Raw genomic sequence first — 14987 nt, forward strand, 5'->3', positions numbered from 1 at the left:
TAATGAATAAATCCCTGTTGTCTGTCCTGATCGCCAGTGTTTTCGCCGCACCCGCGCTGGCCTTCGAGCCTTTTGCGGTCAAGGATATCCGGGTTGAGGGAATTCAGCGCACCGAAGCCGGGACGGTGTTCAGCTACCTGCCGGTCAAGGTCGGCGATACGCTGAATGACGAAAAGGCCGCGCAATCGATCAAGGCGCTATTTGCCACCGGGTTCTTCAAGGATGTCCGGATTGAGGTCGACCAGAATGTGATGGTCGTTGTGGTTCAGGAGCGCCCGGCCATTGCCAAGCTCGATTTCATCGGCATGAAGGAATTCGAGAAAGATGTCATCGTCAAGGCGCTCAAGGAAACCGGAATTGCCGAAGGCCGCATCTTCGACCGTGCCCTGCTGGAGAAGGCCGAGCAGGAGCTCAAGCGCCAATACCTGACGCGCGGCAAATACGGCGTCAATATCACGACTACCGTAACGCCGCTGGAACGCAACCGGGTCGGTATCAATTTCAACGTTGAAGAAGGCGTGGCCGCCAGGATCAAGCAGATCAATCTGGTCGGTACCAAGGCGTTCAACGACAAGGAATTGTTGAGTCAGTTCGAACTGACGACACCTGGTTGGCTGACCTGGTATACCAAGAATGACCAGTATTCCCGACAAAAGCTTTCGGCTGATCTGGAGAAGCTGAAATCGTTCTACATGAATCAGGGTTATCTGGAATTCAGTGTCGAATCGACCCAGGTTTCCATTTCTCCCGATAAGCAGGATGTTTACATCACGATCAATGTGAGTGAGGGGGATCGTTATCAGGTTTCCTCAGTCAAGCTGGCCGGTGATTTCACGATTTCCGAGGACGAGCTTCGCAAGCTGGTCTTGGTTAAGCCGGGCGACGTATTCTCCCGTGAGCGTCTGAACGAGTCGACCAAGGCAATTGGTGATCGCCTTGGCAAGGAAGGTTATGCCTTTGCCAATGTCAATGCGGCACCGGAAATCGATAAGGAAAAGCGTAAGGTCGCCTTTACCATTTTTGTCGATCCGGGCAAGCGTGTGTATGTCCGGCGCATAAATGTGAGCGGCAATACCAAAACGCGCGATGAAGTGATTCGTCGCGAAATTCGCCAGATGGAAGGCGGCTGGTACGATGCCGACCGTGTGACGGTCTCGAAGCAACGGATCGACCGGCTCGGTTTCTTCACCGATGTGATCGTCGAAACGCCGGCTGTTCCGGGGACGGCCGACCAACTGGATGTGAATCTGAAGGTGACTGAAAAGCCCACCGGAAATCTGATGCTTGGTCTGGGCACTTCAAGTACCGACAAGGTCATTCTTTCCGGTTCCATCGCCCAGAACAATTTTCTGGGCAGTGGCAATAACGTCTCGATCCAGGTCAATTCGGCAAAATCCTATCGTACCTACGTGTTTTCCTATACCAACCCATATTTCACGCCCGATGGCGTGAGCCAGGGGTTCGATGTCTATCATCGTACGGTTAACACTAGTTCGACGGCGATTGCATACTACAGTTCGGCATCGACCGGCGGTGGCATTCGCTTCGGTTTCCCGATCGGCGAGAAGCAGTCTTTAGGTCTTGGATTGGGCGTCGATTTCACTGAAATCACCGTCTATCCTGATAGTCCAAAGTACTATCAGGATTTCGTCAGTGATTTTGGCGACAGCAACCTGTCCGTTCCGCTCAGCTTGAACTGGGCCAGTGACGGCAAGGACAGCTTCTTCTTCCCGACCAAGGGCACCTTCCAGAAGGCAGGCATCGAAGTGGCGGTGCCGGGAGGTGACTTGACCTATTACCGCGCCAACTACCAGCTTCAACACTTCATCCCGTTGAACACCAAATTTACCTTGATGCTGAATGGTGAATTGGGCTATGCCGACGGTTACGGCGGCAAGGGTCTGCCGTTCTACAAGAATTTTTACGCCGGTGGTGTCAGTTCGGTACGGGGCTATAAGGCGTCTTCGCTTGGTCCCATCACTGAAGACTTTCGTATTGGCGGCAATCGCCGGGTAGTCGGCAATGCCGAACTGTTGTGGAGCATTCCCGGCATGGAAAAGAGCCTGCGCATGGGGTGGTTCTTCGATGCCGGGCAAGTCTATGGCAAGGGTCAGAACATTGCGTTGGGCGATCTGCGGTATTCTACCGGTCTCTCTGCCGCCTGGATCTCGCCGATCGGGCCGCTGAAGTTCAGTTTCGGTTTACCGCTCAACAAGCAGGATAACGACAAGTCGGAATCCTTCCAGTTTCAGTTGGGCACCACTTTTTGATTCAGGAGTGTCATCTTGAAAGTTAAGTCTCTAGTTCTCGCCTCTTTAATGTCGGCCTTGTTCGTGACTGGGGCTAGCGCGGCGGAATTGAAAGTCGGCTATGTCAATACGCAGCGCATTTTCCGTGATGCGCCGGCTGCGCAGAAGGCGGCAAAGAAGCTCGAAGGCGAATTTGCCAAGCGTGATCAGGATTTGCAGCGCATGGCCAAGCAGTTGCAGGGCCTGCAGGAAAATCTGGAAAAGAATGCCGTGACCATGGCTGAAAGTGACCGTCGCGCCAAGGAAAAGGAATTCGGCGAATTGTCGCGCGAATTCCAGCGCAAGCAGCGTGAATTCCGTGAAGACCTGAACCTGCGTCAGAACGAGGAAAACGCCGCGGTCATTGAAAAAGCCAACAAGGCTATCAAGCAGATTGCCGAAGCGGACAAGTTTGATCTTGTTCTGCAGGACGTCGTTTGGGTCAGCCCCCGTCTGGACATTACCGATCGCGTGATCAAGGCGCTCGCCGAAGGCAAGTAATGCCCGGCGCAGCGGCTGTCGCCCTTTCGCTGGCCGAAATCGCCGCCCGTCTGGGCGGCGATGTGCTTGGTGACGCGCAAATTCAGATTCGGCAGGTTGCGACCCTGGCGTCAGCCAGCGAGGGCGACATTGCCTTCCTGGCCAACCTGAAATACAAAAGCCAGTTACAGACGACCAGGGCATCGGCGGTTATCGTGTCACCGGATTTCGCTGATGCGGTCGGTTTGCCGCGGATTGTGACCCGGAATCCCTACGCCTATTACGCGCGTCTGGCGACGCTACTTAATCCGCGAGTACCTAGCGCACCCGGTGTTCATCCAGCGGCGCATACCGCCTCGGAACTGCCGGCCAGCGCCAGTATCGGGCCAAATGTCAGCATCGGGCGGGGCGTGGTGCTGGGCGAGGGCGTCGCCATTCAGGCCGGGTGCGTGCTTGGCGAGGGCGTCAAGGTTGGCGATGGCAGTGTTTTGTATCCCAATGTCATTATTTACGCCGCTTGCGAAATTGGCCGCAATGCCATCATCCATTCCGGCGTCGTCATCGGTGCCGACGGTTTTGGCTTCGCGCCGGACCAGGGGCAATGGGTAAAGATTCCCCAGATCGGCCGGGTGGTGATTGGTAGCGATGTCGAAATCGGGGCCAGTACGACAATCGACCGTGGGGCGCTCGACGACACCCTGATTGGTGATGGTTGCAAGCTCGACAACCAGATCCAGATCGGTCACAACTGCGTGATCGGCAAGCATTGTGTGATAGCCGCCTGCGCGGCGATTGCCGGCAGCGTGACGCTGCAGGACAACGTAATCGTTGGGGGAGCGGCGATGATCGCCGGGCACGTGACGATCGCGTCGGGCGCGGTAATTTCCGGTGGCTCTCTAGTCATGAAAAATATAACGAAGCCCGGGCAGTACACCAGTGTTTTTCCGCTCGAAGAGCATAGCCACTGGCTACATAACGCGGCTCAAATCCGGCACCTGGCCAAGTTGGCCGAACGCGTTTCCGAACTTGAGAAAAAACTTAAGAATACTGATGGAGAGGTTTGATTAAATGGATATTCACGAAATACTTGAACACTTGCCACATCGCTATCCCTTCCTGCTCGTCGATCGCGTGCTTGAAGTGATACCCGGCAAATCGATCCATGCCTACAAGAACATCACGATGAACGAGCCGTATTTCGTCGGCCATTTTCCGCACCACCCGGTGATGCCGGGCGTACTGATCATGGAAGCGCTGGCCCAGGCTGCCGGCATCCTGTCGTTCAAGACCATGGATGCCAAGCCGGACGCCGATTCAGTCTTCTACTTCGTCGGAATCGACGAGTGTCGTTTCAAGAAGCCGGTGACTCCGGGCGACCAGTTGCATCTGCATATCGAGATTGCTCGCCAGATGCGCGGTATCTGGAAGTACAAGGCCGAAGCACGCGTTGATGGTCAGGTGGTGGCCGAAGCAACACTGATGTGTGCCAAGCGGGATATCTGAATATGATTCATCCGACAGCCATTGTCGATCCGGGTGCCAAAATTGGCGCCAACGTCGAGATCGGCCCCTATTCACTGGTCGGTCCGAACGTCGAGATCGGCGACAACACGGTGATCGGTCCGCACGTGGTGATCAAGGGGCATACCCGCATCGGCCGTGAGAATCGTATCTTCCAGTTCTGTTCGCTCGGAGAAGTGCCGCAGGACAAGAAATACGCCGGCGAGCCGACCCGTTTGGAAATCGGCGATCGCAACATGATCCGCGAGTTCTGCACCTTCAATCTGGGCACCGTCCAGGATGCCGGTGTGACCCGGATCGGCGACGACAACTGGATCATGGCCTACGTGCATATCGCCCACGATTGCCAGGTCGGCAACAAGACCACCTTCGCCAATAATTCCCAACTGGCCGGTCATGTTGTGGTCGAGGACTGGGCCATTCTTGGCGGTTTTACCGGCGTGCACCAGTTTTGCCGTATCGGCGCCCATGTCATGACGGCAGTCAGTACCGTGATTCTGCAGGACGTGCCGCCTTACCTGATGGCGGCCGGTAACACGGCGACTCCTTACGGCATCAATGTCGAAGGCCTGAAGCGCCGAGGATTTACGGCCGAGTCGCTGTCTGCACTGAAGCGCGCCTATCGCACGCTGTACAAGTCCGGTCTGCTGCTCGAGGAAGCCAAGCTCAAACTGGCCGAGGAAGCCAAGACGCAACCTGATGTCCAGCGTTTTGTCGATTTCCTGGCAGTCTCCAAGCGCGGCATCATCCGCTGATGGGAAGTACGGTTCGGATTGCCATGGTGGCAGGAGAGGCCTCCGGGGATCTCCTGGCCAGCCACTTGATCGCTGCCCTGAAAGCCAGGCTGCCGGATGCCGTGTTCTACGGCATTGGCGGTCCACGCATGGAAGCCCAGGGCTTCGATGCCTGGTGGCCGATGGAAAAACTGGCGGTCATGGGCTATGTCGATGCACTGAAGAACTACCGGGAAATTTCCGGTATCCGTCGCCAGCTCAAAAAACGCCTGTTCGACATCCGGCCTGATATCTTCATCGGTGTCGATGCCCCGGATTTCAATCTCGGCCTAGAAACCGACCTCAAGGCGGCCGGGGTCAAGACCGTCCACTACGTCAGCCCGTCGATCTGGGCTTGGCGGGGCGGGCGGATCAAGAAAATCGCCAAGGCGGTCAATTGCGTCCTGGCCTTGTTTCCGATGGAGCCGCCGCTCTACGAGAAAGAGCGGATTCCGGTGACCTACGTCGGGCATCCGCTGGCCGACATCATTCCGCTGGAAACCAACAAGCTGGCGGTGCGCGAAAAGTTGTCGTTGCCTCGTGATGTGCCGATTTTCGCCTTCCTGCCGGGAAGCCGGCAGGGCGAGCTGGAAATGATGGCCGACACCTTCGTGCAGACCGCCAAGATCATTCGTGAACGTTTCCTGCCCAATGCCCTGTTCGTGGTGCCGCTGACCACGCGCGAGACGCGTCTGCAGTTCGAGATGGCGATCTACAAGCAGGAAGCCGGCGACGTGCCGTTCCGCCTGCTTTTCGGCCATGCCCAGGATGCCCTTGGGGCGGGAGATGTCTCGCTGGTGGCGAGCGGCACGGCGACGCTGGAAGCGGCGCTGATCAAGCGGCCGATGGTCATCACCTACAAGATCGCCAAGGCTTCCTACTGGATCATGAAGCGCATGGCGTATCAGCCGTTTGTCGGTTTGCCCAACATCCTGGCCGGGCGTTCGGTCGTGCCGGAAATCCTGCAGGATGAAGCGACGCCGGACAACCTGGCCGAGGCGTTGGTCAAGTTGTACGAGGACAAGGAAAACGCGGCCGCCGTCGCCGAGGCATTTACCGACATCCATCTGCAGCTTCGCCAGAACACCGCTGAGAAGGCCGCCAATGCGGTCATTGAATGCCTGAACTGATCGTCCCGTTCGGTCTCGTCTGTGGCATCGACGAGGCGGGGCGTGGTCCGCTGGCCGGGCCTGTGGTCGCCGCGGCGGTTGTCCTCGACCCGGAGCGGCCAATACCTGGCCTCAACGACTCCAAGAAACTCAGCGAGAAAAAGCGCGATGCGCTCGCCATCCTGATTCGCGAACGGGCCGTGGCCTGGGCGGTAGCCGAGGCTAGTGTCGAGGAAATCGACCGCCTGAACATCCTGCATGCCACCATGCTCGCCATGCAGCGTGCGGTCGCCGGTCTGGCAGTGCGGCCGACCAGTGCAATGGTCGACGGCAATCGCTGCCCGCCACTGGATATACCCGCCGAGGCGGTAGTCAAGGGTGACGGCAAGATCGCCTCGATCGCCGCCGCCTCCATCCTCGCCAAGACAGTACGCGATGGCGGCATGCTGGCCTTGCATGAGCAATATCCCATGTATGGCTTCGATCGCCATATGGGCTATCCGACGGCGGCGCATTGCCTGGCGCTAAAAGAGCATGGTGCCTCACCCGTCCATCGCCGCACTTTCGGTCCGGTAGCCAAGCAGCTTTCGTTGCTATGAAGCTGATCCAGTCGCGCGACAACCCGTTCTTCAAGTCGTTGAAGCGGCTGGCCGAATCCGGCCGCGAACGCCGGAAAACCGGGAAAACACTGCTCGACGGCATCCATCTGGTCGAGGCCTATGAAGTGGCGATCGGTCCGGTGGAAACGCTGGTAGTCGGCGAGTCGGCACTGGCAGGCGGCGAGATTGCCGGCTTTGTCGGTGGCCGTGAAACGGTGGTCCTGGCCGATGCCCTGCTGCGCGACCTCGGCCTGGTCGATACGCCGAGCGGCCTGTTGGCCGTCGTCGCTATGCCGACCGGGAAGGCCGTGACCGACCTCGCAATAGACTCTGTTTTGCTCGATGGGGTGCAGGACCCCGGCAACGTCGGCACCCTGTTGCGCACGGCAGCAGCAGCCGGCGTCAAACAGGTTCTGCTCTCGCCGGGTTGTGCCGCCGCTTGGTCGCCCAAGGTTCTGCGCGCCGGGCAGGGCGCTCATTTCGTGCTGGCCATCCACGAAGAAGCCGATCTGGCGACCTTCATGGCCGACTATCGCGGGATAACGGCAGTGACTTGTCTCGATGGCGCCACCTCGCTTTATGCGGCCAAGCTGGAGAGCCCGCTGGCCTGGGTATTCGGGGCCGAAGGGCAGGGGGTCAGCACCGATTTGATCGCCGCCGCGCGGCTGCGGATCAAGATTCCAATGCCGGGCGCGGTCGAGTCCTTGAACGTTGCTGCAGCAGCGGCAGTCTGCCTGTTCGAGGCGGTGCGGCGACGGCTGGGGTAGGGACCCAGCGGGTCTTCGGGCGCTCGGCCGATATCAGTCGGCGTCGCTTCAGCGAATGACCAGAAGCTCCCCTTCCCGGTAAACCGGCATGGAAAATTCGAAAAGATCGGCGTGGGTGGCGATATCGAGGTCGGCCCGAGGTAGATTGGGCCAGGTGCCGGCCGCGAAGCGCTGCCCGAAGTCGGACTCCCGCACGCGTCGAGCGAATTGATCCGGCCTGGCCGGATTGCCACACAACAAGGATTCAATGTAATCGGCGCATGCGATGTCCTCGTCGCCATCGCGATCGACCCATTCGCCGGTGATGACAAAGCAAACGTCCTCGGCACCCGCGACGCGGATCGCCTCTCCCGTTGCTCGGGCGCAAACGAGGCTGGCGGCGTACAGCCGCCGTGCCTGGCGGAAACTCTGCAGGCCGCGGACACCCGCCGCCGTGCTCATCACGACAGTCTTGCCGGCAAGGTCAGCATCCATCAGCCGAGAGGGGGAATTGCCAAAATCGAATCCGGGTACCGGGTCGCCGCCGCCCACGGCGCCCACCGATACCGAGTTGGGGAGCCGGCCAAGCAGCGCCATCGCCACGGCAACGCCCGCCACCGGGTAAATGGCGCGCGCCCCGTTGGCAAGTGCCACCGCTGCCGTCGTGAACGAGCGCAGAACATCGATCACGACGACTGTGTCGTTGGCATTGGGCCGATTCTGCAGGCGGTTCAGGAAGAGGCGGGAAAATTTCATGGCAAATGGGGAAGACCAATGCACACCCTTTGCAAACTCGCGCAGGGAGATGCCACAAAATAACCGCACTGGCACTTCCGGACAACAGATTCCGTATGGCAGAGCCTGAAACGCAAGCGGAGGACGGAGAGACAGTCATCGCGAGAGACGGCTCCAAACCAGTGCGATTCGTTGTCGAAGATCAATAGGTGCTTCATTCGTTTGAAGTAGCTTGACAACTATTACCGTTGCGAGTCGGAGGGCCGAATCATGAAGTCACTCTTCAAGCTGTCAATCGCTTGCATCCTGGCTTGCTCCTTCGCCTGGGGGCAGAGCCCACGACAAAACCGGCGTTTGTCGAAAAACCAATAACGCTTGAACTCCTGAACAAAATCCGCGCCGGCGGCTTTGTCCTCTATATGCGACATGGCAATACCGACAACAGCCGGCCGGATCGCGTACCTAACGTAGACCTCGCCGATTGCAGCACCCAGAGACCATTGTCTGACGATGGGCGCAAATTGATGAGACAGGTTGGCAAGGCTATCCGAGACGCCAAAATTCCCTTGGGGAAAATCCTGGTAAGTCCGATGTGCCGCACCAAGGAATCAGCCCAACTGGCCATCGGTGAAAACTTCCAGATCGTTGAGTCGCTGATGTATTCCGCCAACATGACCAGCGAAGAGAAAAAACCACGTATCGAAGCACTGAAAAAACTTCTCGCCTTGCCTGTGCCACGAGGCGCCAACACCCTGATGATTGCGCACGCACCCAATCTCGACGATCTGATTGGTTTCTTCGTCAAACCTGAGGGAACGATAGTCGTCTTCAATGTCGATGGAGCAAACGGTTATGAGTATGTGGCCAGCATTCACCCGGAGGATTGGCATACACTGCTGCCGAAATAATTTTGGTAAGTGGTTTAGATGAAATCCGGACGTACGTTCCTGTTGATCTTCCTCTTGCCGGTTCTTGTCGCCGGCGCCGCCATGCTGATCAACATGGGGGTTCTATACAGTCTCAAAGAGCAGCACCGCGAGGAGATTTCAGCGCAACAAGGCAGCCTGAACCTGCTCAATGAGGTGACGCGCGTTAGTGACGAGATGGCAGCACAGCAGCAACGTGTCGCGGAGGTGCTAAAGGAAGCGGAGCGCGGGCGACTTAGCGAAAGCGCGATCTACCGGGTCCATTCGGAGATGGTCGATGCCCTGGCTGCCCTCAGCGTTCGGGTGCAGCAGTTGAACCGATCGGCTACGGCGCTCGCGGTGTCGCCTGACGATACGGCCGCACTGCAGGCCGACTACGAGAAATATCGAAACTACGTGATCATGGCTACCGACATCGCGGCGATCGATCCGCCTGTGGCTGGCCGTCACATCAGTCAGGCGCGTGACCATTTCGTATCCTTCTCGCAGCGCGCCCATCACCTTGCGCTCGACCTTGGCAAACGCGTCGAAAAGAGTGGCAAGGCCGCAGCCGATGCCTTCAACACGGCTTTTCACCGGGCGATCAGCGTTGTCGCTATCAGTCTGGTGGTCATGCTGGCATTTGCCATGACCTCTTCGCGGTCGATGGGGGCGCGAGTGACAACGTTGGCCACCGCCCTTCGGCAACTGGCCAGGGAAAAAGAAGACCCCGCGCCGTTACCGGGCATCGAGCAACTACATGAGAAGAAGAACGGCGAATTCGGCGAGCTTGCAGGCTCGGTTTTGAGTTTTCGACAAGCCTTGATCGATCGACGTAAGGCTGAAAAGGAGTTGCTGGAGTATCAGACGAATCTCGAAAAACTGGTCGAGGCACGGACTGCCGAGCTGGCCGAGGCGAGGGACGCTGCGGAAGCCGCAAATATTTCGAAGAGCGCCTTTCTCGCCAACATGTCGCACGAGATACGAACGCCACTTAATGCCATTACCGGCATGTCGCACCTGATCCAGCGCTCGGGCGTCAATCCCGAGCAAGCCGAACGGCTCGACAAGATCAATACGGCCGGACAGCATTTGCTGGGCATCATCAATGCCATTCTTGACCTATCGAAAATCGAGGCCGGAAAATTCGTGCTGGAAGAAGTGGAGGTCAATGTTCCCGGCATCATCAAGAACATCGTTTCCATGCTTTACGACAAGGCGCAGGTGAAAGGCCTGAAGCTGCTTGCCGACCTTCCGGTACAGCCCCTCAAATTAATGGGTGATCCGACCCGAATCCAGCAGGGATTGCTGAACCTTGCCACCAATGCACTGAAATTCACCGAGGCCGGAAGCATTTCGTTGCGCTCCACGATTCAGGATGACGGTGCCGGAAGCGTGCTGGTGCGCTTTGAAGTCCAGGACACGGGAATTGGGATTCCATCGGAGACGGTGCCGAAACTGTTTTCCACTTTCGAACAGGCGGACAGTTCGATTACCCGGAAATATGGCGGAACCGGCCTTGGCCTGGCGATTACCAAGCGTCTGGCGCAAGTCATGGGCGGCGAAGTCGGGGTAAATAGCGTCTTGGGGGTTGGCAGCACCTTCTGGTTTACCGTCCGTCTGAAAAAAGGCGCGGTGCTGAACGAGGAGATGGCCACGTCTCCCGCGGGTGCGGCCGAGGCCAGGATTCTGCATGACTACAAGGGCAGCCGAATACTGCTGGTCGAGGATGATCCGGTCAATCGTGAAGTCTCGTCACTATTACTGGAAGACGTAGCGGCGAAGGTCGATTGTGCCGAAGATGGTGCGGCGGCACTGGCCATGGCAACTCGCAACGAATATGACGTAATCCTGATGGATATGCAGATGCCGGTGATGGACGGTCTTGAGGCGACCCGGCGCATTCGCCAGTTGCCGCAGGGCAGGTCGGTGCCGATCCTCGCCATGACAGCCAATGCCTTCGTCGAGGACAAGCAGCGTTGTCTTAATGCCGGGATGAATGACTTCATTTCCAAACCGGTTGATCCCGAGTTGCTGTTTTCTACGCTGTTGCTATGGCTGAAGCGGTCTCGAAGCCAAGATGTTTGCGTCACGGACCAAACGTCCGGTTTGCCAGCGTCGCCAATCAGCGCAGTTTCAGTTCCTGCAGAATAGTCGTCGAGATTTCCTCGATCGATTTGGTCGAGGAATCGAGCCAGCGAATGCCTTCGCGGCGCATCATCTTTTCGGCTTCGGCAATCTCGTAGCGGCAATTGGGCAGCGAGGCGTACTTGCTGTCGGCGCGGCGCTCCTCGCGAATCTGGTGCAGGCGCTCGGGCTGGATGGTCAGGCCGAAGAGCTTGGAGCGGTGCTTTTCCAGCGTGCCGGGCAGGCGGCCGCGGTCGAAGTCTTCCGGGATCAGCGGGAAGTTCGCTGCCTTGAGGCCGAACTGCATGGCCAGGTAAAGCGAGGTCGGTGTCTTGCCGCAGCGTGAGACGGCAACCAGAATCACGTCGGCCTCGGCCAGATCGCGGTCGGTGATGCCGTCATCGTGAGCCAGCGTGTAATTGATCGCCTCGATGCGTTGCTTGTAGTCCGAACTATCGGCCGTGCCGTGCGAGCGGCCGACGGTGTGGCTGGACTTGACGCCGAGTTCGGCTTCAAGCGGCGCCAGGAAGGTTTCGAAGTAGGAGAGGCAGAAGGCATCGGCCTGATGGACGATGCTGGCCAGTTCCTGATTGACCAGCGTCGTGAATACGATGGAGCGCATGCCGTCGGCCTCGCCCTGGGCGTTGATGCGGGCGACTGCATCCTGGGCCTTGGCAATGCTGTCGAGGAAGGGAATCCGGATCTGCTTGAATTCGACATCCTCGAACTGGGTCAGGAGGCTGTGTCCGAGGGCCTCGGCGGTCAGGCCGGTGCCGTCGGAGACAAAAAAGACGCTGCGTTTGATGATGGTAGGCATCCGCCGATTTTAACCGCTGTTGCGCAATCCCGACGCAATGCCGTTGATCGTCAGATGGATGCCGCGGGCCACCCGTTCGTCGGTTTCGCCGGAGCGGTGGCGCTTGAGCAATTCGACCTGCAAATGGTTGAGCGGGTCCATGTAGGGCGAGCGCAGTTGCAGCGACCGCTTGAGCAGCGGGTTGTCGGCGAGGAAGTCGTCCTGCTCCAGTATGCTCAGCAGGTGCCGCTTGGTCAGCGCCCATTCGGCCTTTATCTGGCTGAAGATACGGTCGCGCAATTCGCCGTCGGCGACCAGTTCGGCATAGCGCGAGGCAATGGCGAGGTCGGTCTTGGCCAGCACCATGTCCATGTTCGAGAGCAGGCTCTGGAAGAAGGGCCAGGACTTGACCATGCGGCGCAAGGTGGCGAGGCCGTCGGTGCCGTTTTGTGCACTCGCCGCCAGGTAGCCGTCGACCGCCGCGCCGAAGCCGTACCAACCGGGCAGCATCAGGCGGCATTGCGCCCACGAGAACACCCAGGGAATGGCACGGAGGTCTTCGATACGCTCGGAAGCCTTGCGCGAAGCCGGGCGGCTGCCGATGTTCAGCGAGGCGATTTCCGAAACCACCGTCGATTGCCGGAAGTAGGTGGTGAAACCCGGCGTTTCATAGATCAGGCCACGATAAGCGTTGAAGGCGCGGGCCGAAAGCTCGTCCATCACGGCGTGGAACTGCTCGGCCGGCTCGACCTTGTTCTCGTGGTCGGTCAGGCTGGCTTCCAGCGTCGCGGCGAGCAGCACTTCGAGGTTGCGGCGGCCGGTATCCGGGTTGCCGTACTTGGTCGAGATCACTTCGCCCTGTTCGGTCAGCCGGATCTGGCCGGAAACAGCGCCGGCCGGCTGGGCGAGGATGGCATGGTAGGAGGGGCCGCCGCCGCGACCAACCGAACCGCCCCGGCCATGGAACAGGCGCAGGCGGACGCCGTGGCTGCGGAAGACGCCGGCCAGTTCGATTTCGGCCTTGTACAGCTCCCAGCCCGAGGTCAGGAAACCGCCGTCCTTGTTGCTGTCGGAATAGCCGAGCATGACTTCGTGCTCGTTGCCGCGACCGGCGATCAGTTCGCGATAGGCCGGGATGGCGAAGACGCCTTCCATGGTGGCGGCGCTCTTCTGCAAGTCCTCGATCGTTTCGAACAGCGGGATGATATTGACGTCGAGGCGCGGTGTGGCACCGGGCAGCAGCAGGCCGGATTCCTTGAGCAGCAGCGCGAGTTCGAGGAGGTCGGAAACGCCGTCGGTTTTCGAGATGATGCAGTTGGGCAGGGCGGCAGCGCCGTAGCGTTGGCGCAGTTCGCGGGCGGCGAAGAAGATCGCCAGTTCGCCCTGGGTTTCCTCGGAATACTCGAGGTAAGGCGAATAAAGCGGGCGCGGCGTGCTGATTTCCTCGACCAGCAGCTTCCGGCGCTCGGCTTCGGAGAGCGCCTCGTAATCGGGGCAGCGACCGGCGCCGGCGAGCAACTCGGCGACACTGCGGGCATGCACTTCGGAATTCTGCCGGAGGTCGATCGGTGCCAGATGGAAGCCGAAGACCTGCACCGCGCGGAGCAGGCGGCGCAACCGGCCGCCGGCCAGATTGGCGCTGCCGTTCAGCTTCAGCGAATTGGCCAGCACCTTGAGGTCGGCGCGTAGCGCGTCCGACGTGGCGTAGGGTTCGGCGTGGCCGATTTCATGGCGCACCGGCTCGAAGTGATCCAGCACCCGGGCGGTAGCGGCGAGGCGGGCGTAGATGCCGGACAGCGCGCGACGATAGGGTTCGTCGGAGCGTTGCGGCGAATGGTCGGTCGAGTGCTCGGCCAGGGCCAGCAGTTCCGGGGTGACTTTGATCAGCAGGTCGGAGAGCGGCAGTTCGCCACCCAGTTCATGGACTTCTTCGAGGTAATGGTTGAGCGCGGCAGCCGATTGCAGACGCAGAGCTTCACGCAGGATTTCGGCGGTGACGAAGGGGTTACCGTCGCGGTCGCCGCCGATCCAGCTGCCGACGCGGAAGAAGGGGGGCAGGGCCCAGCGCTGCGCCGGGTAGCGCTTGTGCAACTGCTGGGTGGCCTGGATGTAGAGGCGCGGCAGTTCGGTGAAGAAGGTTTCCTTGAAGTAGGTGATGCCGTTCTTGACCTCGTCGAGCACCTTGAGGCGCACCGGGCGCAGCATCCGCGACTGCCACAGTGTGAGAACGGAATTGGCCAGGGCCAGATCGTTCTCGGCCTCTTCCTCGGGCGTCATCTGCAGGCGTTCGCGCTGGTCGAGCAGGCGGGCGATATCGCGGTGATTGCGGATCAGGCTCTGGCGCTGGACTTCGGTCGGATGCGCGGTGAGCACCGGGGCGACCAGAGCGTGGGCGAAGAAATCGGCCACCGCTTCCGGCGAAACGTTTGCCGAATGGAGGGCATCGAGGGCGAAAATCAGGCTGCCTTCGCGCGGCGGCGAGCCGACCAGGTCGTGGGCGCGGCGCCGGCGGATGTGGTGCTCGTCCTCGGCGATATTGGCCAGTTGCAGGAAGTAGCTGAAGGCGCGAACGACGGCCTGCGTCGTCTCGCGCGGCAGCGGGTCGAGCAGGGCGGCGAGTTCGGCGCGGGCGGCGGGGTCGCCGTTGCGGGCGAAGCTGACGGCGGTCTGGCGAACGCGCTCGACGATGTCGAACACGGCGTCACCTTCCTGTTCGCGCACGGTGTCGCCGAGGACACGGCCGAGCAGGCGGATGTCGGTGCGGAGCGGTTCGTCCTTGTTAGTGTCCAGGGCGCGATCTGACATTGGGGTTCCCATCGTGAATGATCCCCGACTGGGCGGGGATCTATTGATTTTTCAGGCGTCATCTTCCCGCCATGGCGGGCAGCGCTAGAGCTTACACAGTCTA

General features: G+C 59.6%; 13 protein-coding genes. 10 read left to right on the plus strand and 3 right to left on the minus strand.

Going from position 1 to position 14987, the window contains the following annotated elements; translation table 11 throughout:
• Window positions 1-2 precede the first annotated feature (2 nt).
• Genes bamA through NQE15_RS14225 form a run of 8 tightly spaced genes read left to right on the plus strand, consistent with a single transcriptional unit; the run spans window position 3 to window position 7537 of the window.
• Window positions 3-2270: an outer membrane protein assembly factor BamA gene (gene bamA, locus NQE15_RS14190; RefSeq protein ID WP_265942328.1), complete on the plus strand. Its 2268-nt coding sequence runs from the start codon at window positions 3-5 to the stop codon at window positions 2268-2270.
• A gap of 15 nt (window positions 2271-2285) precedes the next feature.
• Window positions 2286-2789 (plus strand): OmpH family outer membrane protein, encoded by a 504-nt coding sequence (locus NQE15_RS14195; RefSeq protein ID WP_265942329.1) that lies wholly within the window; start codon window positions 2286-2288, stop codon window positions 2787-2789.
• On the plus strand, window positions 2789-3832 hold the full coding sequence (gene lpxD, locus NQE15_RS14200) for a UDP-3-O-(3-hydroxymyristoyl)glucosamine N-acyltransferase (RefSeq protein WP_265942330.1): 1044 nt from the start codon (window positions 2789-2791) through the stop codon (window positions 3830-3832). The genes NQE15_RS14195 and lpxD overlap by 1 nt, the downstream gene beginning before the upstream one ends.
• A 4-nt stretch (window positions 3833-3836) precedes the next feature.
• On the plus strand, window positions 3837-4271 hold the full coding sequence (gene fabZ, locus NQE15_RS14205) for a 3-hydroxyacyl-ACP dehydratase FabZ (protein ID WP_265942331.1): 435 nt from the start codon (window positions 3837-3839) through the stop codon (window positions 4269-4271).
• On the plus strand, window positions 4268-5044 hold the full coding sequence (gene lpxA, locus NQE15_RS14210; RefSeq protein ID WP_416336542.1) for an acyl-ACP--UDP-N-acetylglucosamine O-acyltransferase: 777 nt from the start codon (window positions 4268-4270) through the stop codon (window positions 5042-5044). Before fabZ ends, lpxA begins: the two co-directional genes overlap by 4 nt.
• A complete protein-coding gene (lpxB, locus tag NQE15_RS14215) occupies window positions 5044-6192 on the plus strand; it encodes a lipid-A-disaccharide synthase (RefSeq protein ID WP_265942333.1) in 1149 nt (382 codons plus the stop codon). The genes lpxA and lpxB overlap by 1 nt, the downstream gene beginning before the upstream one ends.
• Entirely contained in the window at window positions 6180-6770 is a 591-nt protein-coding gene (gene rnhB / locus NQE15_RS14220) for a ribonuclease HII (RefSeq protein ID WP_265942334.1), read from the plus strand. Before lpxB ends, rnhB begins: the two co-directional genes overlap by 13 nt.
• Window positions 6767-7537 carry a TrmH family RNA methyltransferase gene (locus tag NQE15_RS14225; RefSeq protein ID WP_265942335.1) on the plus strand — a complete coding sequence of 257 codons (771 nt, stop codon included), beginning with the start codon at window positions 6767-6769 and terminating at the stop codon, window positions 7535-7537. The genes rnhB and NQE15_RS14225 overlap by 4 nt, the downstream gene beginning before the upstream one ends.
• A gap of 48 nt (window positions 7538-7585) precedes the next feature.
• Here NQE15_RS14225 and NQE15_RS14230 read toward each other — a convergent pair whose 3' ends face one another.
• Window positions 7586-8272 carry a 2-phosphosulfolactate phosphatase gene (locus NQE15_RS14230; protein ID WP_265942336.1) on the minus strand — a complete coding sequence of 229 codons (687 nt, stop codon included), beginning with the start codon at window positions 8270-8272 and terminating at the stop codon, window positions 7586-7588.
• A 290-nt stretch (window positions 8273-8562) separates the two neighbouring features.
• Here NQE15_RS14230 and NQE15_RS14235 point away from each other — a divergent pair, with 290 nt between their 5' ends.
• Together NQE15_RS14235 and NQE15_RS14240 are read left to right on the plus strand one after the other, a co-directional pair.
• Window positions 8563-9159, plus strand: coding sequence for a histidine phosphatase family protein (locus NQE15_RS14235; RefSeq protein WP_265942337.1), 597 nt, complete (start codon window positions 8563-8565; stop codon window positions 9157-9159).
• Window positions 9160-9177: 18 nt separating this feature from the next.
• Window positions 9178-11310 carry a hybrid sensor histidine kinase/response regulator gene (locus NQE15_RS14240; protein ID WP_265942338.1) on the plus strand — a complete coding sequence of 711 codons (2133 nt, stop codon included), beginning with the start codon at window positions 9178-9180 and terminating at the stop codon, window positions 11308-11310.
• Here the strand turns inward: NQE15_RS14240 and NQE15_RS14245 are convergent.
• Complete coding sequence (locus NQE15_RS14245; RefSeq protein ID WP_265942339.1) at window positions 11282-12100, minus strand: pyruvate, water dikinase regulatory protein; 819 nt, start codon at window positions 12098-12100, stop codon at window positions 11282-11284. The genes NQE15_RS14240 and NQE15_RS14245 overlap by 29 nt on opposite strands.
• Before the next feature lie 9 nt (window positions 12101-12109).
• A complete protein-coding gene (gene ppc / locus NQE15_RS14250) occupies window positions 12110-14869 on the minus strand; it encodes a phosphoenolpyruvate carboxylase (protein WP_416336543.1) in 2760 nt (919 codons plus the stop codon).
• Between the last annotated feature and the right edge of the window lie 118 nt (window positions 14870-14987).

Origin of the sequence: Dechloromonas sp. A34, assembly GCF_026261605.1 — a bacterium.
GTDB lineage: Bacteria > Pseudomonadota > Gammaproteobacteria > Burkholderiales > Rhodocyclaceae > Azonexus.

Bases quoted from the DNA above. Each gene is read 5' to 3' on its own strand.
- NQE15_RS14225 (WP_265942335.1), top strand. From the start codon at position 6,767: ATGAAGCTGATCCAGTCGCGCGACAACCCGTTCTTCAAGTCGTTGAAG.
- lpxB (WP_265942333.1), top strand. From the start codon at position 5,044: ATGGGAAGTACGGTTCGGATTGCCATGGTGGCAGGAGAGGCCTCCGGG.
- NQE15_RS14230 (WP_265942336.1), bottom strand. From the start codon at position 8,272: ATGAAATTTTCCCGCCTCTTCCTGAACCGCCTGCAGAATCGGCCCAAT.
- lpxD (WP_265942330.1), top strand. From the start codon at position 2,789: ATGCCCGGCGCAGCGGCTGTCGCCCTTTCGCTGGCCGAAATCGCCGCC.
- rnhB (WP_265942334.1), top strand. From the start codon at position 6,180: ATGCCTGAACTGATCGTCCCGTTCGGTCTCGTCTGTGGCATCGACGAG.
- NQE15_RS14245 (WP_265942339.1), bottom strand. From the start codon at position 12,100: ATGCCTACCATCATCAAACGCAGCGTCTTTTTTGTCTCCGACGGCACC.
- fabZ (WP_265942331.1), top strand. From the start codon at position 3,837: ATGGATATTCACGAAATACTTGAACACTTGCCACATCGCTATCCCTTC.
- NQE15_RS14240 (WP_265942338.1), top strand. From the start codon at position 9,178: ATGAAATCCGGACGTACGTTCCTGTTGATCTTCCTCTTGCCGGTTCTT.
- bamA (WP_265942328.1), top strand. From the start codon at position 3: ATGAATAAATCCCTGTTGTCTGTCCTGATCGCCAGTGTTTTCGCCGCA.